At 44.6% G+C, this 25,035-nt stretch carries 30 protein-coding genes and 1 tRNA gene; 20 read left to right on the plus strand and 11 right to left on the minus strand.

Annotation, left to right across the window (positions count from 1 at the left end; all coding sequences use genetic code 11):
• The first annotated feature begins 29 nt into the window (after positions 1-29).
• The 7 genes from QXH45_05285 to QXH45_05315 are packed head-to-tail and all read left to right on the plus strand — an operon-like array spanning position 30 to position 4,130.
• Positions 30-305 (plus strand): monovalent cation/H+ antiporter complex subunit F, encoded by a 276-nt coding sequence (locus tag QXH45_05285; GenBank protein ID MEM2078662.1) that lies wholly within the window; start codon positions 30-32, stop codon positions 303-305.
• Complete coding sequence (gene mnhG / locus QXH45_05290; protein ID MEM2078663.1) at positions 305-661, plus strand: monovalent cation/H(+) antiporter subunit G; 357 nt, start codon at positions 305-307, stop codon at positions 659-661. Before QXH45_05285 ends, mnhG begins: the two co-directional genes overlap by 1 nt.
• Entirely contained in the window at positions 658-924 is a 267-nt protein-coding gene (locus QXH45_05295) for a hydrogenase subunit MbhD domain-containing protein (protein MEM2078664.1), read from the plus strand. Before mnhG ends, QXH45_05295 begins: the two co-directional genes overlap by 4 nt.
• Positions 902-1,678: an MnhB domain-containing protein gene (locus QXH45_05300; protein MEM2078665.1), complete on the plus strand. Its 777-nt coding sequence runs from the start codon at positions 902-904 to the stop codon at positions 1,676-1,678. The genes QXH45_05295 and QXH45_05300 overlap by 23 nt, the downstream gene beginning before the upstream one ends.
• Positions 1,675-2,079 carry a sodium:proton antiporter gene (locus tag QXH45_05305; protein MEM2078666.1) on the plus strand — a complete coding sequence of 135 codons (405 nt, stop codon included), beginning with the start codon at positions 1,675-1,677 and terminating at the stop codon, positions 2,077-2,079. Before QXH45_05300 ends, QXH45_05305 begins: the two co-directional genes overlap by 4 nt.
• Entirely contained in the window at positions 2,076-2,561 is a 486-nt protein-coding gene (locus QXH45_05310; GenBank protein MEM2078667.1) for a Na+/H+ antiporter subunit E, read from the plus strand. Before QXH45_05305 ends, QXH45_05310 begins: the two co-directional genes overlap by 4 nt.
• Positions 2,562-2,570: 9 nt before the next feature.
• The gene (locus tag QXH45_05315) at positions 2,571-4,130 is read left to right on the plus strand and encodes a proton-conducting transporter membrane subunit (GenBank protein ID MEM2078668.1); all 1,560 of its coding nucleotides are present in this window, start codon (positions 2,571-2,573) and stop codon (positions 4,128-4,130) included.
• A gap of 6 nt (positions 4,131-4,136) precedes the next feature.
• Here QXH45_05315 and QXH45_05320 read toward each other — a convergent pair whose 3' ends face one another.
• The 3 genes from QXH45_05320 to QXH45_05330 all read right to left on the minus strand — a co-directional run bounded on the left by QXH45_05320 (position 4,137) and on the right by QXH45_05330 (position 7,960).
• Positions 4,137-4,550 (minus strand): DUF120 domain-containing protein, encoded by a 414-nt coding sequence (locus tag QXH45_05320; protein ID MEM2078669.1) that lies wholly within the window; start codon positions 4,548-4,550, stop codon positions 4,137-4,139.
• 52 nt (positions 4,551-4,602) lie between these two features.
• Entirely contained in the window at positions 4,603-6,429 is a 1,827-nt protein-coding gene (locus QXH45_05325) for an aldehyde ferredoxin oxidoreductase family protein (GenBank protein MEM2078670.1), read from the minus strand.
• Positions 6,430-6,499: 70 nt separating this feature from the next.
• Complete coding sequence (locus tag QXH45_05330; GenBank protein ID MEM2078671.1) at positions 6,500-7,960, minus strand: DUF2139 domain-containing protein; 1,461 nt, start codon at positions 7,958-7,960, stop codon at positions 6,500-6,502.
• A gap of 118 nt (positions 7,961-8,078) precedes the next feature.
• Here QXH45_05330 and QXH45_05335 point away from each other — a divergent pair, with 118 nt between their 5' ends.
• Positions 8,079-8,951, plus strand: a complete 873-nt coding sequence (locus tag QXH45_05335; protein ID MEM2078672.1) for a hypothetical protein — start codon at positions 8,079-8,081, stop codon at positions 8,949-8,951.
• A gap of 12 nt (positions 8,952-8,963) precedes the next feature.
• Here QXH45_05335 and QXH45_05340 read toward each other — a convergent pair.
• Positions 8,964-9,037 (minus strand) — tRNA-Ile (locus QXH45_05340).
• A gap of 264 nt (positions 9,038-9,301) precedes the next feature.
• On the opposite strand from QXH45_05340, the gene QXH45_05345 reads away from it, so the two are divergent.
• The 3 genes from QXH45_05345 to QXH45_05355 are packed head-to-tail and all read left to right on the plus strand — an operon-like array spanning position 9,302 to position 11,499.
• Complete coding sequence (locus QXH45_05345; protein ID MEM2078673.1) at positions 9,302-10,108, plus strand: S-adenosyl-l-methionine hydroxide adenosyltransferase family protein; 807 nt, start codon at positions 9,302-9,304, stop codon at positions 10,106-10,108.
• 48 nt (positions 10,109-10,156) lie between these two features.
• A complete protein-coding gene (locus tag QXH45_05350) occupies positions 10,157-10,600 on the plus strand; it encodes a hypothetical protein (GenBank protein MEM2078674.1) in 444 nt (147 codons plus the stop codon).
• 11 nt (positions 10,601-10,611) lie between these two features.
• Complete coding sequence (locus QXH45_05355; GenBank protein ID MEM2078675.1) at positions 10,612-11,499, plus strand: hypothetical protein; 888 nt, start codon at positions 10,612-10,614, stop codon at positions 11,497-11,499.
• Between the two features lie 130 nt (positions 11,500-11,629).
• On the opposite strand, the gene cas4 is transcribed toward QXH45_05355, so the two are convergent.
• The 5 genes from cas4 to QXH45_05380 form a co-directional block, all read right to left on the minus strand.
• Positions 11,630-12,259 (minus strand): CRISPR-associated protein Cas4, encoded by a 630-nt coding sequence (cas4, locus tag QXH45_05360; protein MEM2078676.1) that lies wholly within the window; start codon positions 12,257-12,259, stop codon positions 11,630-11,632.
• The gene (locus QXH45_05365; GenBank protein ID MEM2078677.1) at positions 12,243-12,704 is read right to left on the minus strand and encodes an NUDIX hydrolase; all 462 of its coding nucleotides are present in this window, start codon (positions 12,702-12,704) and stop codon (positions 12,243-12,245) included. Before QXH45_05365 ends, cas4 begins: the two co-directional genes overlap by 17 nt.
• Positions 12,701-13,252, minus strand: a complete 552-nt coding sequence (gene cyaB, locus QXH45_05370) for a class IV adenylate cyclase (protein ID MEM2078678.1) — start codon at positions 13,250-13,252, stop codon at positions 12,701-12,703. Before cyaB ends, QXH45_05365 begins: the two co-directional genes overlap by 4 nt.
• Positions 13,230-14,294, minus strand: coding sequence for a histone deacetylase family protein (locus QXH45_05375; GenBank protein ID MEM2078679.1), 1,065 nt, complete (start codon positions 14,292-14,294; stop codon positions 13,230-13,232). The genes cyaB and QXH45_05375 overlap by 23 nt, the downstream gene beginning before the upstream one ends.
• A gap of 61 nt (positions 14,295-14,355) precedes the next feature.
• Positions 14,356-15,372, minus strand: coding sequence for a phosphoesterase (locus QXH45_05380; GenBank protein ID MEM2078680.1), 1,017 nt, complete (start codon positions 15,370-15,372; stop codon positions 14,356-14,358).
• Between the two features lie 80 nt (positions 15,373-15,452).
• On the opposite strand from QXH45_05380, the gene QXH45_05385 reads away from it, so the two are divergent.
• Together QXH45_05385 and QXH45_05390 are read left to right on the plus strand one after the other, a co-directional pair.
• Positions 15,453-16,631, plus strand: a complete 1,179-nt coding sequence (locus QXH45_05385) for a DNA double-strand break repair nuclease NurA (GenBank protein MEM2078681.1) — start codon at positions 15,453-15,455, stop codon at positions 16,629-16,631.
• Positions 16,632-16,665: 34 nt separating this feature from the next.
• Positions 16,666-18,780, plus strand: a complete 2,115-nt coding sequence (locus QXH45_05390) for an ATP-binding protein (protein MEM2078682.1) — start codon at positions 16,666-16,668, stop codon at positions 18,778-18,780.
• On the opposite strand, the gene pgsA is transcribed toward QXH45_05390, so the two are convergent.
• Both pgsA and QXH45_05400 read right to left on the minus strand, forming a co-directional pair.
• Positions 18,688-19,272 (minus strand): archaetidylinositol phosphate synthase, encoded by a 585-nt coding sequence (gene pgsA / locus QXH45_05395; protein MEM2078683.1) that lies wholly within the window; start codon positions 19,270-19,272, stop codon positions 18,688-18,690. The two genes, QXH45_05390 and pgsA, sit on opposite strands and share 93 nt — an antisense overlap.
• Positions 19,265-20,131, minus strand: a complete 867-nt coding sequence (locus QXH45_05400) for a TIM barrel protein (protein MEM2078684.1) — start codon at positions 20,129-20,131, stop codon at positions 19,265-19,267. Before QXH45_05400 ends, pgsA begins: the two co-directional genes overlap by 8 nt.
• 52 nt (positions 20,132-20,183) lie before the next feature.
• Here QXH45_05400 and QXH45_05405 point away from each other — a divergent pair, with 52 nt between their 5' ends.
• The 7 genes from QXH45_05405 to QXH45_05435 all read left to right on the plus strand — a co-directional run bounded on the left by QXH45_05405 (position 20,184) and on the right by QXH45_05435 (position 25,005).
• Positions 20,184-20,729, plus strand: a complete 546-nt coding sequence (locus QXH45_05405) for an NUDIX hydrolase (protein MEM2078685.1) — start codon at positions 20,184-20,186, stop codon at positions 20,727-20,729.
• 8 nt (positions 20,730-20,737) lie between these two features.
• Entirely contained in the window at positions 20,738-21,085 is a 348-nt protein-coding gene (locus QXH45_05410) for a hypothetical protein (GenBank protein ID MEM2078686.1), read from the plus strand.
• A gap of 50 nt (positions 21,086-21,135) precedes the next feature.
• On the plus strand, positions 21,136-21,561 hold the full coding sequence (locus QXH45_05415) for a CBS domain-containing protein (protein MEM2078687.1): 426 nt from the start codon (positions 21,136-21,138) through the stop codon (positions 21,559-21,561).
• 122 nt (positions 21,562-21,683) lie between these two features.
• On the plus strand, positions 21,684-22,322 hold the full coding sequence (locus QXH45_05420) for a V-type ATP synthase subunit D (GenBank protein ID MEM2078688.1): 639 nt from the start codon (positions 21,684-21,686) through the stop codon (positions 22,320-22,322).
• A complete protein-coding gene (locus QXH45_05425; GenBank protein ID MEM2078689.1) occupies positions 22,306-22,722 on the plus strand; it encodes a DUF61 family protein in 417 nt (138 codons plus the stop codon). The genes QXH45_05420 and QXH45_05425 overlap by 17 nt, the downstream gene beginning before the upstream one ends.
• A gap of 22 nt (positions 22,723-22,744) precedes the next feature.
• Entirely contained in the window at positions 22,745-23,038 is a 294-nt protein-coding gene (locus QXH45_05430) for a hypothetical protein (GenBank protein MEM2078690.1), read from the plus strand.
• Complete coding sequence (locus QXH45_05435) at positions 23,035-25,005, plus strand: V-type ATPase 116kDa subunit family protein (GenBank protein MEM2078691.1); 1,971 nt, start codon at positions 23,035-23,037, stop codon at positions 25,003-25,005. The genes QXH45_05430 and QXH45_05435 overlap by 4 nt, the downstream gene beginning before the upstream one ends.
• Positions 25,006-25,035: the final 30 nt, after the last annotated feature.

Raw genomic sequence — 25,035 nt, forward strand, 5'->3', positions numbered from 1 at the left:
CTTTTTTAAAATTAAAGGGTGCCGATTCAATGGTTGACTTAACGTTAGTATTGCTTGCAAGCGCTCCATTATACCTTGCCGCTGTCGTGTTATATGCTGTAAGGCTTGTAAAAGGGCCCACCATCCCCGACATGGTTCTCGCCGTGGACTGCATAGCTTTCGACCTAGCAGTGTTTCTCATCATAATAGCTCTATACTACCGCACCCCTCTTCTCATTGCTCCTTCGATCGTTCTTGCTCTTTGGGCGTATCTTTTAGATGTCTTTATTTCCAAGCACTTGATCTCTAAAGAGGTGGGAGAGTAATGCTTGACCAATTTTTATTCTGGATAGGATCAATACTACTTTTCGCAGGAGGGGTTTTTGACCTCCTAGCCTCCATAGGCCTCCTCAGGTTTCCCAACTTTTATGTAAGGCTGCATGCAGCAACTATAGGAGCAGTATATGGCGCCTTCCTACCCCTTCTGGGCATATCCCTACTAGTTCTCTCCCTAGATGATTTCCCCGCTAAATACATGGTGGCCGGAGGCGCTTTCGTCACAGGAATAATAATCCTAATAGTTGCCCCTGTGGGGAGTCACGTGTTGGCTTATGCTGCTCACAAATCTAAAACCGTTCAATGGAAGCCCACGGTAGATCATTTGGAGGAGGACTCGCATTGATCACTCTTATCCACTTACTGCTATCCTTTGCCAGCCTCCTAGCAATAGCATTTGTATTCCTAGCGATAACTGAGAAGGATTTGTTGAAAGCCATAGTTTTCTCGGCTGGGCAAAGCATCGCTTACAGCATCATCTTACAGCTATTTGTAGCCCCAGACGTACTCCTGGCATACATAGCTGTATCCGTGGGCATTTACTCAGCGCTACTCGTCTACATAGTTAGTAAAACGGAGAGGTTCGATGGAGGCGAGAGAAGTGGGTAGAAGAATGATCATCTTATTCGTAATTCTTGCCGTTTCACTATTGATAGCTCTCGCGATCTCTTACATGGAGTTGGTTGAACCAGTGAAGGAGTTAAAACCCTTAGGGCTATTCTACATTGAAAACTCTTATTTTGGGAACTATTCCTCGAAAAGCCCCGAGGCAGTTACAGCAATTGTTTGGGATTACAGAGGCTTAGACACTATTTACGAGTCCGCAGTGTTTTTCCTCGCAATAGTTGGAGGATTATCGATATTTAGGCTTACAAGAGAGCCGCCGAAAGAAGGCAAGCCATTAGGTTTGACAAGGATTTCGAGAAACGGGACAAAGATAGTTGCACTACTAATAATCAGCGTATCGGCGTCTATAGCTCTGCACGGACACTTAACACCTGGCGGAGGATTCCAAGGAGGATCCACCTTAGCAGTGGCTTCCATACTACTCATCCCAACATTCTCGATAACACGCCTCCTCAGTGCAGGTGTTACTTCCACGAGACTGGTGATCGCGAGGAGCACGGCGATGACGTGCATAGGCTTAACGGCTGTCCTCCCGGTGATAAGGGGTCTCGAGCTTGTCACCAATACATCCCTTTACCCTGCAGAGGTCGGTGGTGTTTTGTTGAGCGGGAGCTTGTTTTTCTACAACTTGTTTGAATACTTGGCCGTGGGCTCGGGGTTCACTGCTGTCTTCCTGTACTTATCCACTTTCGAGCACGTTTACAAGGAGGAGATTCGTGAGGAGGTGGTGGCATGAGCGAAGACGTTTTCGCATGGTCCATGGTATTGATAATGCTACTTGTGAATACCGTTATTTCAATCTACGGAATAATCTACAGGAGGAGTTTGACCAAGAAGCTCATAGCGTTAACGATTCTCAGCGACACAGCTAATCTGACCTTCATACTCATAGGGTACAGGTTCGTCCAGCCAGCTGTACCACCTGTTCTAACCCAGCTGAGTCTGGAAAACCTCGAGTACTTGAGGCAACATGCGGTTGACCCTCTGCCTCAGGCGTTAGTGTTAACAGGAATAGTCATCAGCATGGCGGTTAACGCTCTAATTGCCTTCGGAATCATTCAAGCATTCCGCATTACAGGCTCGACCGATGCTAAAACTGTAGTGAAATACTTCAGCGAGGAGGCGGTGAAGGAATGATCAAGCACGTTGCTGTAGCCTTAATAGTATTCATTGTTTACATTTTGTTCTCAGGTAGCATCACAATTTACGACGCTGTTACAGGGACGATAGTCGCTGCATTATGCAGTTATTTCATTACACCCTATATTGTTCAAAACGAGGGAAAACTCTGGCAACCCAAACGCCTGCTAACATTGATGGCTTACTTTGTAAAATACATCACAATAATTGAGTTTAAAGCTCACATGGATGTTGTGAAAAGAATATTCACTCTTGAAATAAACCCGGGCATCGTGAAGATTCCATTAAAGGCCCAAAGCGATTGGGCTAGGCTCCTCGTAGCCTCCTCGATCACAAACACTCCTGGAACAGTAGTTGTAGACGAGAAAGACGGATATTTCTACGTGAACTGGATAAACGTGACAACAACATCTCCCGAGGAGGCTAGGGTGATCATCAGCGAGGAGTTTGAGAGGGCTGCTGTAAAAATCTTCGATTAGGTGGTTTGAATGAACCTGGACTACTTGTTAATCGGAATGGTCCCATTTATTCCAACTATCGGAGCTTTCTCCGCTCCACTGGCCTCAAGCATTCTTAAGAGGAGAGGGATCAGTGTTTACTACGGCACAGTTTTCAGCCTAGTGACGTTGATAGTTTCAGCCAGACTCTTAATGACTGCCTACACCGAAGATAAGCCGGTAGTTTTCAAAGCAGGAGGCTGGCCTCCTCCAATAGGCATTATTTACATCCTGGATAGAGTAAACGCCATATTAGCTTTCACGACTGCTCTCGTCCTTACCCTTATCTTCATCTACAGTATAGAATATATACGAGACGGGGGTGAATTATGGTACACTATTCTACTCTTGGGCGCGGAGGCAGGGTTAATGGGCGTAATTCTGACAGCCGACTTCTTCAACTTATTCGTCATGCTTGAGGTAACGAGCGTTTCTTCATACTCGCTTGTAATGTACTATAGAAGCAAAGCATACGCTATAGTCTCGGGCTTAAAATACGCCTTCGTTGGAGCAATGGGCACAACACTCTACTTCGTCGCCTGTGCACTCCTCTATAATGCCTATGGAACCCTAAACATCGTGGATTTGGCGTGGAAGATTCGTGGCCAATACTTCTCAATAACTGGAGTTCCCGCGGAAGCCTACTTGTGGTCCCTCGGAATAGGTCTCGTATTAATGGCTTGGGCGTTTACTATTAAGAGCGGGGTATTTCCAAACCATTTCTGGCTACCCGATGCGCACCCAGCCGCCCCCACTCCTATCTCAGCACTCTTGAGCGGGCTTGTCATAAACACAGGCGGTGTGTCCCTATACAAATTCATGTATATTGTTCTTGGTGGAAACATTAGCCCAGAGGTCCAAACTCTGAAGAATGCTATATCCATTATCCTCATGTTCACTGGGACATGCTCAGCTATTATCGGAGCTCTTCTCATGAATATTCAAAAAGACTTGAAGAGACTGATCGCTTACTCGACAGTAATGAATACCGGGTTCCTATTCATGGCTGCTTCAACAGGAACGGTGCTCGGCCTTTCCGCCTTCATTTACCACACTATCGTTCACTCGCTGGCGAAATCAGTCCTATTCCTCTCGAGCGGCGTTTTCATTAAGGCAACTGGTTCGAGAAGCCTCGAAGACATAAGTGGACTCGGATTCAAACACCCTGTTGCCTCGACGGCTCTAACGGCTTCCATCATGACTCTAGCAGGTATACCACCTCTTCCAGGATTCCTCAGCAAATTACTCCTCTATGAAGCTCTCTTCCAATATAATGTTGCATCAGCCATAGCAATGATCGTAGCCAGCACTATTGGATTGATCTCTTACATGAAATTATTCTATATCATATTCTTCGGTACAGCTGGAAAAGAGAAGCAAGAAGCTCGGACGAGAACCGCTAACATCGTATTAGCAATTTTCACAGGAGTGTTAATATTGCTCACGACCTTATTGCTGACCTACCCTGGATTCTACAATGCTCTAGTATCTAGAACGGTTAGTCAAATAGAAGATATTGAAACATATCTCAGGAGCGTCCAACTCATTTAGAAGGGTTTAATCGTTACAAATTATTGAAACTTCAACGATGTCCCCGTCTTTTAATCCGAGAAGATCTCTCAGCCTGTGTTTCGAAACTATCTCAATTATTTTCGAATCATGCTTTGTCTTAAAAGGCTTAACGACGAATACGTCTACTCCGTCACCGATGAAGGCTCTGTATGCGAGAACGGGGGCGTGCTCCGGCGTTGGCGGATTTACAACTACTCCGCTACACCTTGACATGTCTTCTAATGCCTCAACAAGCTCTATGTTCAAGGTTCCTTGAAACGGTTTAAAGCCCAGTGCTCTCTCAAATTCATCCATATATTTAGCAACATAGAATGCTCCCTCGCCTAAGCCACGAGTAATTCGACCTCTAATTTTGACAACCTTGTGAGAAGATCCATTCAATTCAACTTCATCGATCAATAAGAGCAAGTGAGCCCCCCTTTATTGATGAGTAATGTGGATTGTTAAAAAATCATTTCAATTCAACTAGGTTTTCAAGCACCGGGATTGTGAAAGACAAGTTTAATCGCTCCAGGGTAGATTTCAGCGGAACACCGTTGTCATCCCACCCTCTTAACTTATAGTAGTAGTTGAGCATCTCTCCATACTTTGCAGGATCCAATCTAGATCCCGCATACGGTCCCTTAGTCAGTGGATGCTTAAACCATCTCGCGGGCGGATAGTCCATCATCCGGTTCCAGCCAGCGTGTTCTCTAATCCAGAAAGCTCTGATCAACGTGTAAATCCTCTGCGCTACTTGGCTCATATCGTCGAGAGTCCAAGAGATTCCGGTAACAGCTGAGAGGAACTTTGGATAGTATTCAAGATTTAAGCCGACCTCAACCCATGGCAACCTGCACGTGGTAAGGCTTTCGAACATTCCGCCTCTGATGTTTTGCAGGAATACAAGCCTTTCTACTTTTTCATGAGAGTAAGATAACCTGTCTGTTCGGACCTCGTAACTTATTATCCAAGCATCCTTGTGATGAGCACCTATCGAAGATGTTCCATACGCCAACGCCATCCCCGGGGCCGCGTGACAGTTGTATGCAGATACTTCTAATCCTTTAACATGCATGGCAAACTCCATAGCCTCCTTTCCAAGGCCCCATGCCATCCTCATAACTCCTTCAGCGAGATAATCCCCAAGCCCCCTTCTGTATGAAGTGTCGAGCGCCAGCTCCCTGATCAACTTATAATCTCCCCATTCAAGTCTTTCCCTTATCAGTCCTTTCTCGCTCGCCTCCATCGCAAACCCTATGCTACTTCCAAGGCTTATCGTGTCAACCCCCATAAGGTCTGCAATCTTGTTGATCTCTGCAACGCGCTTCAAATCGGGGAGCAGTATATTGCTACCCAGCATGGCAACGTTCTCGTAATCGAGCTCGCTTTTCTCGCCAAGCTCGTCTTCAATCACATTTCCACACTGCATGTTGCAGTATGGACATCCCTTTCTCTCAACCTTAAGCTTCTCCATCAAGTCGCCGCTTATCGTCTCGTAGAGTTCCCAGACTGCTTCCCTGAAGTTCATAGTGGGCAAAACACTGTTTTGATTACTCCAAACAATAGTTGACATAGTCCCCTGGCGAATCCAGTAGTCGTAATTATCGCTTTGAGTCACGCTCTTGTAGGCTTCCTCACTAAGTTTTTTCAACTCCTCAGGGTTCGCGATCTCTGGCTCCAGAGTGCCTTTCACGACTAGGGCTTTCAGCTTCTTACTGCCCATCACAGCACCTACTCCAGGTCTCCCCCCACTCCGACCCTTCTGCGAAACTATCGTAGCATATCTAACCATGTTTTCCCCAGCAGGACCAATGAGTAGAACACCCGTATTCCTCCCATGAGTCTTCAATAGGATGTCCTCTGCGTCAAAAGCGTTCCTCCCCCATATATCCTCCGCTGAATGAATCTCTGCCTTGTTGTTCTCAACATATATATAAACTGGTTTCCGAGACGCCCCTGTAACTACGATTGCATCGTAGCCGGTTCTCCTAAGGTGATAAGAAGCCATGCTTCCTAGATTACCGTCTCCATAACCATTCGTCAACGGACTCTTCGATGCTACCTGTATCTTGCCGCTGCTCGGTAAAGGTAGTCCCGATAAGGGTCCATTAGCGAATACTAGAGCGTTATAGGGTGATAACGGGTCAGCGCCTTGGGGCACGAAATCCCATAGTAATCTAGCCGCTAATCCTCTGCCTCCAATATACTCGGCATATACGCTAGGATCGAGCCTAATCTCTCTGGTCTTCCCAGACGACAGATCCACGTGTAGGATTCTTCCCCACCAACCTTTCATGATTACACCACCATATTATTTGTAAGTCATGGAAATATATAGGAATCGGTTGAGTAAAAACAGTACTGCATTAGCTCAATTCAATATAGATGACTGAGCTTTGGTCTGCTGAGTCGAGCTTGAACGATACGATGTTCGAGTGATTTGACAAGTCTACGCGATTCCAACCTTCAACTAGATCGATCCTTTCCTCATCGATCCTCATAGGAGGCAATCCTACATCATACTCAATTATTCTCAATGAATTAAGCTTGGAAGAATATATTCTCACGGTTTTCTCCTTGTATCCTGTCAACGGGATTCCTCCGAAAACATTATCCAATACGCCCTCCCCTAGGATCCTGAAGGCTATTGAAGGGGGTTTTGAGCCCAGGAGACTGTCTTCTCTCCATTGTATGATTTCCCTCCAGCCCGTTTCCAATGGAGTTGCGTCCTTGCCTCCGAGATTGGGGGTGTTGCTTACCCCAATCAGTATGCTATCACTCTTTTTAGCCATACTAGTTATTCGAGCACCCAGGCTTGCGACTATCCTGGCGGTTGGAGGCGTAATGTAAACGATTGTTGAGGGTCCAACTATGGAGTTAAACAATCTAGCCTTCGCCCTCCCCTCCACCCCTACGTGGAGATATCCGTGGCTATAGGCGTTGAAAGCCGCGAGTACTCCTCCACCCACTGGTAACGCGTTGCTCCTGTGTGGAGCATAGGGTGTGCCTGGGAAATCGAACATTCTCACAAACCTTGGCTTTTCAATTTCGGGCTCAATAGGGTTTCCAACTAGAATACCACCTCTGAAGAAATGCCAGTATCGAACGTAGGCTGAGATCGCATACCCGCTCCCCCTTCCCTCTACTGGGAAGCCGTCCACGCTGATCTTCGACCAATCCTCTATGAAGTGTTTAACCAGTTTCTTTTCGACAAGGTCGACACATTGAACACCGTCGACCCCTCTTTTCCAATTAGGTTGGAGATCGAAGCACGCATATTCTTGAAACAATGCCCCTTTCAAAGCGGGAACATTGCTAACCTCGACGGCTTGACCTGAATGCCTGTCGATTCTGTAGATGCCGAGGTTCCTCATCCCATCGGCTCTGGCTATCAATAAGGAATCGTCCAGAGGGTCGTAAATTATTTGCGAGACTTCGCCCGCCCACTCGTACTCGTGGTGAACGCTCTCACTCCAGATCAAACGTATTCTCCGTTCACTAATATCGTATTCGTGAACGTGGGAATACTTGTTTCTGAAATCGATCTCCCCTGCATTATCTATCCTTCCCTTGAAGACAGCGGGCTTATGAACCCATCCTCCGAAGTAGATTTTATCGTCGACGTAATCTACTGCATTGTAGGTATCCCCGCCCGAGGCTGGACCTTTCCCCAGCTGTTCAAAACGATATACTATCTCTGCACCATCATCGTGGTGAAAATGCGCTTCGCCCTCCATTGCCAGGGTGTAGTAGACTACGTGTTTATGATATAGGAGGCCGAAGACTCCGCCGCTCCCCCATTCCGGAGCATAGGTTGGCTTAATCATCTGCCTCAAGCAGACACCAATATGCTATCATGCGAGAGGGAGTTAAATACTGAAGCGACCCCTCTTCATGTAAATCATTAAATTGTTGATCATCATATCTCCTTAGTGGTGAATAATAGTGAATGGTCAAAGCAGGATTTTACTAAGAAATATTTACTACCAAGGCGCGAAAGGCATTAGTAAGGGATTTGTCTTCATAGAAGGCGGGAAGATAAGCGATACTGGGGAAGAACCCCCGCCGGAGTACGAATTAAGCGATGTTGTATATGATTTCGAGTATAAAGCCTACGCAATTCATGGGTACGGGTTGCTGGTGAAAGGTGTAGAGTACCCTTTTAGAGGGCTTGTGAAACCGGACCTATCGGTTTACTCAAAGACCGAATTGGAGATAATAGCACTATACGCTCTAGCATCGTTCTATTCAATGGGGATCTCCCTCCCTATAGTAGATACCGAATTCCCAGATATCTTCAACAAGATTGCAAGAGAGCACAATCTCCAACTTGTTATCATGCATGAGAAGGGGTCGATCCCACACTACAATGGTATCTTATACGTTGAAAAAGAGAACGATAAGCTCTATTTCAACGACAACTTCATAGGATTAAGAGAAAACATATTCTGTCGGCCAGAAAGCATTAGGGGAGATTGCATGATCCTAGATGCTAGGGAACTTGAATCCCCTTCCCCAGCTGCCATCTTCGCGTCAAGTAGGGACGATCCCAAAATAATTTCCCTTAAACTTCGCGAGCCTTACAGGCTATTGGGTTTAGATGAGGGATTGATAAGTAAAGGGTCGATTTCGGATATTGCGATCTACGACCTCAGACCTCCGTTAAAACAACAGCCATTAATAGGTGAAATACTATTTCGAACGCCTTTCAGAACAACACAACCGGACATCGTTTTAATTAAAGGAGAATTCGCAGTTGAATATGGAGACTTCATTCTTGCATCAATACCTGGAGGAATTTTCAAAGAGATCGAGTAAAAGCGATTCAAGTGGGCCCGCGGGGATTCGAACCCCGGGCCTCCCGGTTATCAGCCGGGCGCTCCACCAAGCTGAGCTACGGGCCCATTCAAGGATTATTGAAACTATTTTAACGGTATTTAAACCTTAACGAAGCCCTCAACCAAGTGAGTCATCATCCATCGGTTTATCCGCTGTATTTCATCGGGCTCAGACAAGAATTATGAAACAAGTCTCTTAATAAGCCGTTGAGGAGCCGGGTTTTAAAAGCTACAATGGGTCATCACTTCTCAGCCCGCCCATCGTATACATCCCCGGCTATTATTAAAATCATATTCAGACTAAAATAAACCTGTAGCAGGTGTCTATCCATGCTAATAGTTCTCCAAACAGACTTCGGTTACAAAGACCCATACGTAGGAGTGATGAAGGGTGTGATTAAATCCATTAATCCTCAAGCAGAAATCCTGGATTTAACCCATGGAGTTTCAAGACACAACATCCTCGAGGCTGCTGTGAATTTGCTGGTATCAGCCAAGTATTTTCCCCCAAATACCATCTTTGTCACCGTGGTAGATCCGGGAGTTGGGACCCAGAGAAGAGCATTAGTAATCAAGACCAGAAACTACTATCTCGTTGGACCCGATAATGGAGTATTATCGCTCCTCGCCTTGAAGGATGGAATAGTAGAAGCATACGACATCTCTAAGTCACCCTACATTCTTCCAAATATTTCAAGCACTTTTCACGGAAGAGACGTGTTTGCACCAATAGCAGCATGGCTGAGCAGAGGAATACCCATCCAGCAGCTAGGGATCCGTGTCTCTCCGAACAGCATATTAACCCTCGCCATAAAGGACCCGGAGGTAAACCCGGGTCAGGAGTTATTTGAAGCCGTTGTACTAGGCATCGATGTGTTTGGAAACATCTCCCTGTACGCTGGGAAAGAAGTACTGCAGAGCGTTGGGATAAGGCTGGGGGATAGACTATTGGTCGAGTCGAGTGATAGCAGGGTCGAATGCACGATGGTTAACACCTTCGGCGATGTTGAACCAGGAGAGTTCGCCTGCTATATTAATTCATGGGGGTTTTTCGAAATCGCTGTAAATCAAGGAGACGCCTCTAGCATAATTAATGTTAAACCCCTAGATAAAGTGAAAGTTGTGAAAAAACTCTGATAATGGTTTTTAATCACTAGTGAAAAATACTATATTGATGTGTTTCTAATGAGTTTCGAGAAAACAGATAAAGTGTTGAGATTTGGGAAAAGATTGATTAGTGTGATAAACTCAGTGATTATTTTAATGACGAGCTTGATTCTAGCTGTTACCCTTGGTATCATACTGAGAGATGTATACTTTCTCTTGACAGGTTTCAACTCTCTCGACTTTTCACTAATACAAAATATGGCTAATGAGGTAGTATTTCTATTTGTTTATGTCGAAATCGTTAGAAGCGCTATCATCGCTAAGCAAAGGCCAGAGATATATGTGGTCGCACTCGCTGAGGTAGGCTTCATAGTGTCTATACGAGATGTTGTCAGGTCTTCGATAATGGGTGTTGAAGAGGACTTATTGCTTTCCTCTCTATCTGTTCTACTCTTCGCCATTGTGCTCTTAATAATGTATAAGTACGTAGTACCCTCGAGAGCTCCTCCAAAACCCGACTAGGATGATTCCACATGTATAAAACCGTTATGAAGAACGTTTACGTAATCCCAGGGAGCCCGAACACCATTGTTATTAAATGCTCGGACTACAACTGGGTTGTTGACCCGGGAATGCTGGCTAGCCGCGAGGTCGTCTTGAAAGAATCCCTATCCAGGCTTGGCGTCAGCGAATACGATGTCCTTCTCTCCCACACTCATTACGATCATATCGAAGCCTTAAGTATTCTAAACCCAAGGAGAGTGTTTGTCGCGGCTGAAGAGTATAGTAGTATGGTGAATAGTGAAGTTAGAAACGCGTTAACATATGGATTCAACCAACTACCGCTCCTAATTGGATTAAAACGCATCGAGCTACAAAGGAACTCTGTGAGAATCGTTAGTGAAGAATTCAAGCTTGGAGACTTTTGCGGAGAACTGGTCGACCTCAAAGGACACTCACCAGGGCTCCTAGGGTTGACTATAGAAGACGCAATATTTGTCGCGGACTCAGTGTTCGGAGACAAACTCCTAGCAAGAGTTGGAATACCTTATCATTTCAACATCGAACTAGCTGTAAAAGCCCTAGAGAAAGCCCGAAAATATGCTGAAGACGGTTATTCAGGCATTCTCAGCCACGGTCCCTTCGTTAACAGCAAGAAGTTGGAAGAGTTCATCGACCTCAACCTCGATAGGCTTAGGAAGATAGAGGAGTTTACAATAGAATATCTCAGCCTACAATCGCTGTCGCTTGAAGAATTAGTAGCAAAGATCCTTGAAACCCTGGGATCACAATTGAGCATTGAAAACATAATATTGGGGACGGTGACGGTCAACTCGATTCTCTCCAAATTATCCAGGGATCGGGGGCTAACAGCGGAATTGAGGGACAACGTTGTAAAGTACCGTTTGGGGAGGAAATAACGTTGGTTATTCAAGACTAGACACAATTATAGAGACTGATTAAGATCAGAACTCAAGACCTTCATCACGGGTTTTCAGGTCTCCCGAGATCATCATGCACACATACATATTCGCGTAGGATGTTATATCTTTACTCCCTTCTCTCTAGGGAAAAAGGACACAGCCTCTTAAAGACGCAATAGCTACATTCCCACTCGTATTTCGGATGATCCGCGTCCTCCAAGAGAGTCTTGACGAGAGACTTTAGATTTATGCCTTCTCTCCTAACTAGGAATTCCACGATCTTTTCGGGGGTGATGTAAACGAGTGTTCCGTAATCGTAATTTAAAATCTCGAGATAAATTTTCAACTGACTAACGTGATGCTCCTTTGGAACATCCTGAGCTGAACGCGCTGTTTTAATCTCGACGACCAGACCCTCATCCCTCTTCAAAGCATCGACCCTGCCCCTTAACGTATATTTTTCACCGTCAACGTCGATTTCAGCGGAAATCTCCACCTCCGTGTTAAAACCTTTCTCCATCAAGAGTGAAGCAATGCCGGCGTGAACAAGATTTCCGAGCACTGCTGATGGTTCAAACTTTATGGTCAACTCTGGATACATCCTTCTGAAAAAATATTTGCGAGTACATCCCACTAAGTCTGTAACGTAGATCAAGTGTGGATCTTTCAGCTCTTCGAGTCTATGAAGCTCTTCTTTGACGTATTTCTCGTAAAGTATTCGCGTTATTTTCTCGTCAGGCTTAACATAGACTGTCAATTTCAAACACCATGTATCTACAATAACTATGTAAATACGTGTCTCCCGTATTTATTCTTCTCAAAATATCAGAAGCCAATTCTCGAGTCGCTCTCCCAGTATTATCCGGAAGCCTAGTTAACTGGAAGAACCCAACCTCCTCTGCATCCGAACCAGGTCTTAAACTACCACCAATCCTTTGCAGTAGAAACTCTATAATTACATAGTGAGGTTGCTCTTTTACCCTCGGTATTAATTCAACGATTCCGTAAATGCCTGTGGGCTCTACACTGAGGCCTGTCTCCTCTAGAATTTCTCTTTTAACAGCATCAACGGCTGTTTCTCCATGCTTCTGCCTTCCGCCAGGTATGCTCCAAAAGCCTTTGCATGGATGGTTCTTTCTTTTTACGAGAAGAATGGACGAGTCTTCGATCAATATGCCTCCAACGGAGGGTATAGGAATCATTTTCCTCCTACCACGTTCTTCAGGTACAATTCTAGATATGTCTCCTCGACTATTGAAAACTTTCTCGAATACTTCTCGATGAGTCTTTTAAAATCCAGAACTGCGTCATCCTTTTTCATTTCAATCTCAAAGAAAACGCCCAGCGGCTCGAAGAAATCTATGGAGGCTTCCATACCCTCCTTCGCGAGAATCAATCTCTTCTTACTAAGCCTCCACTGAATTGTGAACCCAATTTTCCTTAACAATGCAAGTGCTCGAGAGTAATCATCGGGGTCAAGTCTCAACTCAATTTCTTCACGAGCCTTAACTCCGTCTTCAAAACCTTTAATCCGGGGACCTTTATACGTCAGCCTTAGGCTTGATCCTTCAGTGCATGTTCTCTTTCTAAGTCTCAACGCCTGATCGCTTGTCGAGAACACGTGGCCCTCCTTATCAAAATAGATGTCCTCTTCATCACAAAAAGTCTTCACGGAGAAGCCGTCTTCAATGAGCATTTTCTTCAAATCCTGAGGATCGATCGAAACCCTAAACTTGACTTCCCTCTCCAATCCCTATCCCTTTACCTAAAACCTTCTGCTTGATCTTTAAAATAGTTTTCTCATTGACGCTCAAATCCTCTCTAGAGTTCGCATGATACATGGATCTTGAGGGATTTATGCTGATCTTAAAACCCCATAATCCCTTGAGAAAAGATTCAACACCTTTAACCAAACCAACAGAATATCCCCCCTCCAACACTATCAAACTCCTACTCTTGAGGTCTCTAATCAGTCTGCCGAGAACATAGTATGATGCCTCAGTTAATCTTAAATCGGCAAGACCATCATTGACGTAGGCGTCGAACCCTGCAGACACAACTAGTGCCTCCGGGTTATACTCCTCGAGAAGTTTTGAAACCATATTCAAGGTCTCAATGTAAACATCATCCCCTGTGAAAGGGCTGAAGACAAGGTTAGCTTTAAACCCATACCCCTCTCCCACTCCTATTTCAAACGGGTAGCCTGTATAAGGGTAAAGAGATCTGGGATGCTGATGGAGATCGATGTGGAGGATCTTATCGCGGTAGAAAATCTCCATGGTGCCGTTGCCGTGATGCACGTCGAAGTCTAATATCGCTATTCTACTAAACCCTCTATCTTTGAAGGCAAGAACAGCTGCTCCCGGATTATTCAGTAAGCAGAATCCTTGAGAAAAAGCCCTCATAGCCTTGCCAGCTATACCTGCATGATGACCCGGAGGTCTAGTAACGTAGAATACGATATCGTGGAGCTTGCTGGCTAAACCATAGCATGAACCAAAAGTTCTGTATGCCAGCTCTAATGAGTCATGGGCCAAATAAGTGTCTTCATCTATTATCGAGTACCTATTCCTGGACAACCTCTCCAAGTACTCTATGTATCCTTTGGCATGTATTCTGAAGGCAATTCTTCTGGCCTCTTCTAAGTTGACTTCTGGCCTCGAGTACTCGAAGTCAACTCGTATTTTTCTCAACAGCTCAATTATCTTTGCTACTCTCGCCGGGTTCTCCGGGTGTTTTTCAAGCGGTATATGCTTGTTTAACGATTCATTTTCGACAATGATTCTGACCAAGAGGCTTTCCTCTGATAAAGAAATATTTCAGCGAGAATAAAAGAGTCTTCTCCTATTTTTCCTAAGACGCGTAGTAAATGCCTTTATACAGGTGCTGGATTAATTCGTCCTTATTTATATTCTTAGGTAGTCTGACGATGGCTAGGTTGGGGTGGCCCGCTATGTCAAGTGCGATCCCTTCCCCTACAAGGAACTTAGCGATCCTGTACGCTCTACCATTAGAGGCTTTCAAGACGAGGAGCGAATAATCTCTATTGGTGTTTGCAAGCAATGCCACGGGCGATTTGAGGATCGAAGAGACCTTCGATGCTAGGGCAGTTACCCCTCTCTTCTTCCAAGCATTTCTCGCGTCGACAAACCTGAGATCACCTATCTTAACAGCCGCAACAGCTAGTTCCACCGCCTTATCACTAATCTCCTTATCCCTTTGCTGAATACTCGCTTTCACCTTCTCCCAGAGCTTCTCATCGAGAGGCATGGGGATCGGTGCCGGCGATGAAAGCCACTCAATGATCTTAACCCAAAGGTTCTCGTCCCTTTCGACAGTTAAAGCCTTAGAGAACATTTTCGTAAGCTCGAAGAGTTTTATGTAATTACTTGGAACCCTCTTGCCCATGTCCATGTACTCGACCACCTCTACGAAGCTTTTAAGTCTTTGATGAACAGAGATGCCCCTCGCCTGTAGCTCGCGATAGACAAGAGTTGAGGTAGGACTTTTATAGTCAACCAGAACCGTGTCGGCGACTTCTTCAATCTCCTTCAGTCTCTGAACACTCGTTATGTGATGGTCCACGTACATGATCTTTTTAACTCCAAAGTGTTCCTTAAGCATTCTACAAATGTTTTTTATAGTGTCATTGAATGGAAGGTCGAGAAAAACCACCAGGTCATAACTCCCGTTGATGCTTGTTAGGAAATACTTTATTCTATCGGGGTCCACAGGCGTCTTGTCGACAACTCCTTGGCATTCCAACGGATATTTGCCTAATTTCTCTTGCGAGTAAGATATTAAGGCTGTCGCCACTATTCCGTCGGCATCCCAGTCCCCCGCGGCTAGAATCCTGCAGACTCTGGTCATTTTGAACCACCAGTAAGCACTCTCCTAGTTAAACCTTACAGTTAAAACAGTGTTTTTATATGTATTCATTCAGATGAGTCTTGATCGCGATCGAGGAGATAGCTGAAGTTATAAGAAAACATGCAACCCAGGTAGTGAAGCCTGTTGTCGACGAAGACTCCCGCAGACCAGCGGAGGTGCAGGAAAAAGAAAACAACGTTAGGCTCCTCGTTGAGCCCGCGAAAGCATTGAAACGGTTCGAAAAAGCATCAGAGGTAAAACCCTACTTCAACCTCTACGCTCTAGATAGTAGTTCGAGAGCGTTAGATACTCCATACTTCTTCATAGCAATAGCCACGGGGACTTTAGTCAACAGGTTTACAGGGAAAACCATTGACTGCCCACCCGTATCCCTTCTTCAGGGAAGTCTTAAGGATTCATGTAGGTTTCTATCAGTCATTCCTAATTTCGAATCCAGCGTAGAATTCGAAGATAGATTCTCCAATTTATTGTTCACGAAAAACATCATCGGTGAAAAATACGATCACTCATACAACAAATACGTCTTGCTTGATGAGACACGATTGCTCGTCGAATCCCATCTATTGATTCAAGGTATGAGCAAGGGTCTTCTCGACGAATCTATCATCCTTATTGATGGCCCATTGATTTATCCTTCATTCTTTGAGTCATCGATATCAGGCCACACATCGAGGATTGACTCGTACAAGGCTAGCATAGAAGCTATTAATGAAGAGAGAGTTTCCGTTTGGAAAGATCTCCGCAAGAGGCGTTCGCGAGTAGTAGGTATAGTGAAGAGGCTCTACAGAAGCTACTACCTCAGCGCCTGCGACCCCCTCGAAATAGGCGTTTCAAACTTAAACGATGAGACTTATCTATCAGCAGTGTCAAGAAGGTTCTCGATCGAAGAAGGGTTGAAACCGTATCTTCTCGGCCCCTTGAAAATTGAATCAAAATTAAAAGAAGTCAAAGTCGAGAGAATAGCGTGGTACCTGGGAATACCTAGGCGAAGCTTCAGCTCTAGAACGCCTTTGACAAACTACACTCATTATAGAGTTGAGACTGTGGCGGATAGTGTTCTTGATGAAACGGTTCTCTTGCCAGTAATATATGACAGCTTGTCCACAGGCACTATTCTACCAATATCCATAATGATCGCCGATTACCGTGCAAGAAAATTGTCAAGCATAATCTCACATTATCTTGTATACTCGATGGGATTAGGGGAGGCAAGCGTTTATCAGTATTTATCTATTTAATGCGTTAGCTGATCAGATATCTAGGGGTTGGTCTTTGAATACGGATTTTATAAAATCCCTTGAAGACAGGCTTTCGGCAGCCGTTGAAATCGCGAAAAAATACGGCAGGGTTATTGGATTCGTCTCTAGAACAAGTCCCTCTAGAATAGATGAGGAAGGAGGTTTCGTCTATTTTGAGGTAGACCCCTTGGTCTACTTTAATGACTTCGCCGATATAGCTTCGGCCGGGAGTTATCTTGCGGTTGTTGATTTGAAAACCCTTCATTTAGTCAGCTTGAAGATAATTGCTGTGGAGAGACGGGACATTTTAGCAGAGTTAGACATGCCGGAGATGTACGTTTCAGTACCGACCACAGAGGTCTCTGGACTGCTAACTAAGACGAGAGTCAAGGCGAAGCCTCTACTATCCTATGATGTGACCCGTGATCTCGTGGTGTCAGCGGACTATGTCATAGAGCCTCAAAGCCCTGTTATAAAGTTGGAGAATACCCAGGCCATTCAGAAGGTGCTCGGACTTCCGGTTAAGGGCGTGTTCCTTGGTCACGTTACCGTGGGAGATAAAGTCCTGTTTGATGGAAACGCGGAACTCTACCTTCCCTTGAAGGCCTTTTACCAACACATTCTACTCATAGGGACAACGGGTAGCGGGAAAACCACATTGATCAAGAACATGGTGTCATCGTTAACGTCGAAGTTCTCAATCACGGAGGACGTGTCAGTAATCATAATAGATCCCAACCGCGACTATTTAACTCTAAATTTGAGGCCTCCGTGGGTGTTCGATGAAACGCTTGTCTCAGGAGAAAAAAGGGTCTTGGAAAGACTTTCAGGGAGGGTGAACCATCCAAGAGGAATAATCATACTACTACCTATAACTCGATTCCTCGTAGACAGGCACATCGAGACCGGTAGTACGTGGGCTAAGACTCTTAAAAACATATCAATAGACTACATCAGCCAAATCTTGGAGCCCATTTCGAAAAAATTCGCTCTCCAATACGATGTTGAGGCCGCTGACGTCGTGGAACAGCCCAGCTCAGGAAATCCCTTTAGGTTCGTCCGTGTAAAAGTAAGAGTCAAGTATTCAGGATTGGATGAAGAAATCGAATACATAATCGTGCCATACGGGTTCAGGTTCACTGATTTCACGCCCAGGGAGTTTATTTCGCTAAACCCATATTTCACTAGACAAGCCAAGGATTCTTTGACTAGACTTTTGAGATACATGAATGATATGAGATTAAATATCGAGACAGTCTACGACATATACGATGCGTTGCGAGATGCCAGGTTGAGGTTAGATGAAAAACAGAGAGCCCCAAGGGGAATCGTCCTGGATCCCAACAAGGAATACCTAGTAGACCTTGTAAGGGAGATAGCGATTCACAAGAGCACTCTTGAAAACATTCTTAGGCAAGTGGGTTCTATAATAGATACAGGTCTCTTCGACATAACAATCAGCACCCAGGGCGAGGACAAGTATCTGAGGGAGCCTCCACTAGACCTCCTCCTTGAGAAACATTTCGAATGGTTCAATGGGTACCCTATAGTAGTAGACTTGGAGCATCCGCTCGAATATTCCCTAGCAGACCCCGAGAAAGTCCTGAGCATTATAGCCTTTAGAATTTTGAACAAAATATTCGAATGGAAGATCCAGCAGGGCAGAAGAAAATTGGAGTCAAACCCCGTCGTAATAATAATAGATGAAGCGCACAGGTTTTTCCCCAGTAAATCAGGTATTGAAGACTATATTGAACACGTATCAGCAATGATAGACAGGATTGCTAGGCTCGGAAGGGCTAGGAGGCTAGGATTAATATTTAGTACTCACAGCCCCAAAGACGTTCATGACATAATACTCCAACTTGCCAATACGAAGGTTATCTTGAGAACTGATAAAAGCCACGTAAATCTTTTAGACATTCCATTAGAGTATCGGGAATTAATTATGAAAATGAGTGACAGAGTTGCCGTCTTGAAAAGCCATGCGCTAAGGCTTGGATACGTTACTTTCAGAACTCCGCCGCCGCTCGCCGGACACTACGACCTTTCAGCTCTAGAGTCCACTCCTGCCCAAGGATCTCCTAACGTGAACTATTCGCTGAACAACAGTTATGAAAGAGAGAACGAGAGCAGTGTAAAGCAATAGTAAAGCGATGCTTCTGCTCCAATTATTAATTATTAGGATAGCGGTTATCAACAAAATCCTCTCGGCTCTCTCCACAAGCCCCACCCCTTCTATCCTTAATCCTAGAGACTCAGCTTTCGCTCTAACGTAACTCGTCAGGAAGGCCAGTGACATTAGTCCGAAAATAAGATATTCATTAAACCCTAAGATGGAGAGAGATGCGATAATGAGAAAATCGTTCACTCTATCAATGGTTGAGTCAAGAAAGCTTCCAAAAACAGACGCTTTACCGCATGCTCTCGCGACTGCCCCGTCAAGAGCATCGAGGAAGCCTGAGAATGCGATGGATAGAATGAAAATCCAAACGCTACCAAGAAGTTTAAACAAAAACAATCCTACCAGTAAGATGAAACTTGAAGAAATAGTTAACAAGTTAGGGTGAACTCCAAGGCTACACAATGGTTTAGCGATGAGCCTCATTACTCCTTCTATTTTTCTTCGAATTTTACTCAACAACGCATTTCTCACCGCATACTTCCAGACATAGGTTTTTCATTCTTAAAGCATCTTGCTCTAGTATTGGGCTCTCACTGATTATAACCGAGTCTACGCCCGCGTCGCACAGACCTTTGCACACGATCCTAAAATCTGGTCCATATTTTTCTTCATCCAAGGTGTGATGCTCTCTCTCCCCTCCCCTTCCATAAGCTATCTTGGAAAAGTGAACATGCAATGGTTTTAATGCTTCAGACCCTAGCGAGGATTCTATTTTCTCAATTATCTTCAACACGTCATCTATTTTTGAAATGAGTCTCCCAGAAGTTCTAGCGTACAAGTGAGCGAAATCCACCACGGGACGCACTCCCTCGATACTTTGAGCGATCAGTATTGTTTCATCAAGATCCCCCACCTGAGAAGTCCTCCCAGTGGTTTCGGGACCGAGCCAGACTTCGCGCGCCCCTATTTGAGCCTTGTACTCCGCAACATGCTTAAGGTTTTCAATTACTTTTTTAACAGCCTCTCTCTTAGAGGGAGCCTCCTTATAGTATCCTGGATGGAAAACCACCACATAAGCATTCATCCAGTAAGCTGCCGTTACAGATTCTTTTAGCCTTTGTATGCTTGCCTCGACGGTGGATTTTCTACCCGCCAGGTTTATAAAGTATGGGGCATGAAGGCTCAACAAGATGTTATTAAGTCTAGCCTCTTCTCCGAAAGACCGAGCCTTCTCCTCCTTAATATTGACTCCGCGAACAGCCTCATACTCCATGCAATTCAAACCCATTTCTCGGAGAAACGACGGGGCTTTAAGCAAATCACTTGACTTCATCGTTATCGGTTTTCCCGCAGGACCAAAGCGGAAATGAGGCACGGTTTACACCTTGTTAATTTATTTAATTTTCAGGGAGTAAATAAACCAGAGCGTGAGGTCGTTGAACCCAGTTAAAATTCATGAAGAGTTGCTGTTCAAGGGATTAAGGTTCAAAGTAGTCAGGAGAAAGTATGCTAAGAGTGAAGGAGAAACGTTCGAGAGGGACATTGTTTTATTCCCCGAAGCTGTCGTAGTTCTACCGTTTATTGAAAACAACAAGGTAATCTTGATAAGGCAATTTCGTCCAAGTATAGACGATTATATAATTGAGGCTCCCGCGGGAGTTATCGATGAAGGAGAGACCCCGGAACAAGCTGCCTATCGGGAATTAGAAGAAGAGATAGGTTATCGAGCAAGAGAGTTGATGATGCTCGGTGAGTTCTACCCCACCCCAGGTTACAGCACGGAGAAGATGTACTTTTTCATTGCCAGTAACCTCCGATTCGTGGGGGCTAGACCCGAGAGATACGAGATCATAGAACCCTTCTCTATCACCATCGACGAAGCGCTTACCTTGATTGAAAACAATAGAATCAAAGATATGAAGACAGTTTTAGCCTTACTTTTATATCAGGCAAAACATAATAGGAGATGGTAGGAGTGGGAATGAGCATAGAATTGCCAACACTTAAGCGAGCATTGTCGATAAGACTGATTTTCGAGGGAGTGAGCGGTTGGGCGACTAGGGACTTGATCGAAGTAATAGAGGACTACTTAATGGAGAGACTGCCTCTAATTCTCAACAACTCCCTAGACCCACATGGGCTAGAAGCGTCAATACTGGATGAAGACCCGTGCCGGATAGTGCCCGATGAATCCATTTGTAAAAATAGCGTTGCAGTTGCTATTTACGAGCATGGTGGATCGAGACCGCTCTTCTATGCTATATATTTATGGAAGAAGGGGGACAACACTTTCGAGTTCAGCCTCGACAGGATCGTTCAGAAAGACTGAGGTTTCAAAGATATAAAGAGCGGTGAGAATATTTTAATTAGGTGAACCTAATGTCATTCATGAGAAGGAAAAGAGGACTACCAGTTAGGACTTCGGATATAATGTCAACCCCACCAGTAACCGCTGAGGAGACGACCCCCATAGAAGAGGTTGCTAAGAAAATGTTCGAGCACGATGTTTCAAGCGTCCTAGTAGTAGATTCAGCTGGAAGACTGGTTGGAATAGTCACGGAGAAAGACATAGTGGGGGCATTAGCCATCGGGAAAATCGGTAGCAGTATTCCAGTGGCAAGGTTCATGAAGGAGAACCCTATAACAGTTAACCCAGACACCCCCCTTGATGAAATATTGGAGAAAATGAGGCGATTCAATATACGTCATCTCCCTGTAGTCGATAAAGATGGAAAGCCTGTTGGCATGGTTACCCAGAGGGATCTCTTAGACGTGGTTCTTACATTGTTGAAAATAATCTCGTAAGAACGCTCGCGCTGAAACTAAAATAACAGATTCAAACGCGGTTTCGAGACTCCTCATGAGGACTCACACAGCCGTGGATTGCAACCTATTTAAATCCTCGATTTTCTTTAACTTATTATTCAGTGATTAATTTGTCAACCCTGCAGAGGACAAGGCCTACTAAGATCGAACTCATCAGGCTTCGAAAACAATTAGTCCTAGCTGTAAAAGTTCACAAAGTATTGCGAGAGCGTTTAACCGTTTTGATAAATGAGTTTTTGGCTCAGCTTAAAGAATCCATAGAGAAGAGGAAGAAGGTCAACGAACTAATCCTCCCAGTTTACAATAGAAGCGCGGGCCTCATCGGCGTCTACGGGGAGAACGTTTTCGACCTCTTCTACAAGAGCAGGCCTGAGCTAACCAGCATAGTAACGACCGAAAACATTATGGGTGTAATAACTAGGGGGATGATAATCAAAACCCAGAGCGAAGATAAAGCATTATACGCTGGATTCAAGGACTTCCAAACTCAGTCGCTCGAGCTTTTGAAAGCTATTGTGGAGCTGGGTAAAGCTGAAGAAGCTGTATTAGCCCTTGGACGTGAAATAAAGTCGACGAAAAGACGCGTGAATGCCTTGAACTACATAGTAATTCCGAGGCTGAGCACTCAGATTCGATTATTGAGAATGAAGTTCGATGAGAGAGAAAGAGAGGAAAAATCAAGACTGAAGAGAGTAAAAAGCGTATTGGACAGGAGGAGGCAACATGAGGGAGTACAATGATTTTTTAACGAAATACCTCGAGGGCGAGTTGAGACTTGTTAACAAACATCTTCCTTACAAGAGGTTGAATCTCTGCGAACTCCTCAAGATGCCGGTCCCATACGTTGTCCTCGCAGATGGGAGCCTACACGTGTTTAACCCCGATGAGTTGAAAAAGATAAAAGAGCTCCTGGGGGATAGAGGGTGTGATTTAACGCTTCCCATAGTAGTGGAGTACGTTCAGAGCGATGGAGAAGGGTTCTACGTCGTAAATAATCCCTTAGAAGCAGAAGTTATTTCGAAAACACTGGGACTCCCGGGGACACGGGAGCGGTTAGTCCTCTACCGGCCTCAAGTCATAGAATTGCGTAGAAAGCTGAGAACTACGACCACAATCTTAATAAGACCAGGGGTTAAATAGCTCCTTAAGGAGAGGTTTCAACTTGAGCCTCGCTGAAATCGATAAATTGATCGACGACATCTTAAGTGAGGCTGAAAACAAGAAGCTAATGATCCTTAAGAATGCGCAAAAGAAGGCTGAACTAATAAGGCAGAAGCCCTTCCCAGTGGAAGAGTATAGACAGGAGGCAGGGAAGATTCTCCAGGAAGCTGAGGAGTCAACCAAGCAAATCATTGCTGAGACTGAAAGAAAAATACTTGAACTGAGAAATATTCCAGAAGAGAAAAAGAGAGAGGTCATAGAGCTAATAAAGAAGTACGTAATGTGGTTAAAATGAAGGCTGTCTTAAACAGGCCTGCGAGAATGCTGAAGCTTAGAGTTGGTTGTTTAAAGGATAACAAGAAGGCTTTATTCCATTTTCTCGAGTCCTTGGGAGTAATCGATCTTCGGGAGATAAGAGAGTCAAAGGAGGTTGCTGAGAGAATAGAGAAGGCGAGGAGGCTATACGACTCCATACTCAAGATTCTTGAGAAGGCTGAAGTCAAAATTATTGATGCGTCTTTAAGCGAATACGAATACTCTACTCTAAGCCTCGACACGATTGAAAGAGACGTTAAGAAGATTGAAGAAGAAGTATTCAGCCTTGAGTACAAATCAAAGAGCCTTGAAAACACGCTGAATAGTCTAAGAGAACTAGAGAGAATAGTGTCAATGCTCCCGAATGATGTGGAGACTACATGGATTCATTTCAAGGGAAAACACATCGCATCCTTAGCCGTGATGGGTAAAAAACCCTTGGTTTCAGAATTCGTGAGTAAACGCACCGATATTAGACTGGTTTTTAAGGCGGAGAGCGATGAGGAAGAAGCCGCAGTCTTGGTCTTCTCAAGCATGATTTATAGTGAACTCATACAAGAACTGCTCCGACTGGGCATAGGATACGTTTCCGAGCAGGCTATGGAGCTTATTAGTAGATACAAGATTGTTGGAGATTTGAAAGCAAACATTCCGAAACTGATAGGTGAAAAGACCGGGGAAATCAACTCAGTTAGAGAAGAATTGAGAAAGACCATTAGCAAATACGTTGACCTTCTCGGCAAATATCTCCTGTTCCTCGATAATTTAGTTTCAAGTACGAAACTCAACACCTCCTCCACAGAGCTCAGACACCTCGTATTTGTTGAGGGCTGGATACCCGAGAAGTATTTTAATGATGTCTTCAAGGAGATCAATAATAGCTCTCTGGTAATGTTTTTCGAGGTAGAGAAACCGAGGAGAGGTAGCGATAATCCCCCTTCCCTAATGGAGAATCCCAGACCTCTAAGACCGTTTGAACTAATAACTAAACTGTATGGAGTCCCCTCTTACTGGGAGATCGACCCTACCCCGTTAGTTGCTTACTCTTTTGCCTTCTTTTTCGCCCTGATGAATAACGACATTGGCTACGGCCTAGCTGGAATCGTCGCCGTCCTGCTCGTGCTGGATAAGCTCGTGGAAAATCCCTTCGGGGAAAGCTATCGGATGTTTAAGAAGCTCCTGCTGATTAGCAATGGACTGTCAATCATATTTGGAGCAATGTCTGGGGCTTTCTTCGGAGACCTCTTACCAGCCGTTTTCGGAATAAGCGTACAACCAATTGTAGAAGTTTTCACATCACCCATTGAGATAATCAAACTATCTATCATCATAGGGTTAATACACGTGAACATAGCCCACATTTTAGCGGTTGCCAGAAGCTTGAGTGAAAGGAGGAAAGGGGATTTACTAAACGAACTGGGCTTGTTAATTTCACAGATTTTCGGAATACCATACATACTCCTAATCTTCTTCAATCTAAGAGTCCCTATCTTAAACGAGCTCGGCAGAGACATGCTATTGTATCTATCGCTACTTGGCATCGTTATCATCATCGTCGGAAATTATCTAAACATGAGAGGCCTAGGCTTGTTCATGTGGATATTCCAAATAACTGGCATACTAGGCGATGTTTTAAGCTACGTTAGGCTCGCTGGGGTTGGGCTTGCGACCTACTACATGTCAGTAATATTTAATACAATGATAAAGCTGATGTGGAACGGGTTGTCAGCATCAATACCCGGAGCTGGATTCTACATCGGACTCTTAGTATCGATTCCCTTCTTATTCCTAATTCACTTAATGGTCTTAATCTTGTCCATCCTAGGAGCTTTCATTCACTCGCTGAGGCTCTGCATCCTGGAGTTTCTCCCCAAGTTTTACAGTGGAGACGGTAGGGAATACAACCCCCTGAAAATCACCCTCTCGCGGAGAATAGTGGTTAAGTGAAATCCAACAATTTTTATATGGGGTACTCGG

The sequence above is a fragment of the Thermosphaera sp. genome, from assembly GCA_038827615.1.
Lineage (GTDB): Archaea > Thermoproteota > Thermoprotei_A > Sulfolobales > Desulfurococcaceae > Thermosphaera.

Coding starts and splice junctions, on each gene's coding strand:
- QXH45_05350 (MEM2078674.1), top strand. CDS start 10,157: ATGAGTTTCGAGAAAACAGATAAAGTGTTGAGATTTGGGAAAAGATTG.
- QXH45_05345 (MEM2078673.1), top strand. CDS start 9,302: ATGCTAATAGTTCTCCAAACAGACTTCGGTTACAAAGACCCATACGTA.
- QXH45_05365 (MEM2078677.1), bottom strand. CDS start 12,704: ATGATTCCTATACCCTCCGTTGGAGGCATATTGATCGAAGACTCGTCC.
- QXH45_05300 (MEM2078665.1), top strand. CDS start 902: ATGGAGGCGAGAGAAGTGGGTAGAAGAATGATCATCTTATTCGTAATT.
- QXH45_05310 (MEM2078667.1), top strand. CDS start 2,076: ATGATCAAGCACGTTGCTGTAGCCTTAATAGTATTCATTGTTTACATT.
- QXH45_05415 (MEM2078687.1), top strand. CDS start 21,136: ATGTCATTCATGAGAAGGAAAAGAGGACTACCAGTTAGGACTTCGGAT.
- QXH45_05380 (MEM2078680.1), bottom strand. CDS start 15,372: ATGACCAGAGTCTGCAGGATTCTAGCCGCGGGGGACTGGGATGCCGAC.
- QXH45_05410 (MEM2078686.1), top strand. CDS start 20,738: ATGAGCATAGAATTGCCAACACTTAAGCGAGCATTGTCGATAAGACTG.
- QXH45_05330 (MEM2078671.1), bottom strand. CDS start 7,960: ATGATTAAGCCAACCTATGCTCCGGAATGGGGGAGCGGCGGAGTCTTC.
- mnhG (MEM2078663.1), top strand. CDS start 305: ATGCTTGACCAATTTTTATTCTGGATAGGATCAATACTACTTTTCGCA.
- QXH45_05435 (MEM2078691.1), top strand. CDS start 23,035: ATGAAGGCTGTCTTAAACAGGCCTGCGAGAATGCTGAAGCTTAGAGTT.
- QXH45_05305 (MEM2078666.1), top strand. CDS start 1,675: ATGAGCGAAGACGTTTTCGCATGGTCCATGGTATTGATAATGCTACTT.
- QXH45_05355 (MEM2078675.1), top strand. CDS start 10,612: ATGTATAAAACCGTTATGAAGAACGTTTACGTAATCCCAGGGAGCCCG.
- QXH45_05315 (MEM2078668.1), top strand. CDS start 2,571: ATGAACCTGGACTACTTGTTAATCGGAATGGTCCCATTTATTCCAACT.
- QXH45_05285 (MEM2078662.1), top strand. CDS start 30: ATGGTTGACTTAACGTTAGTATTGCTTGCAAGCGCTCCATTATACCTT.
- QXH45_05425 (MEM2078689.1), top strand. CDS start 22,306: ATGAGGGAGTACAATGATTTTTTAACGAAATACCTCGAGGGCGAGTTG.
- QXH45_05325 (MEM2078670.1), bottom strand. CDS start 6,429: ATGAAAGGTTGGTGGGGAAGAATCCTACACGTGGATCTGTCGTCTGGG.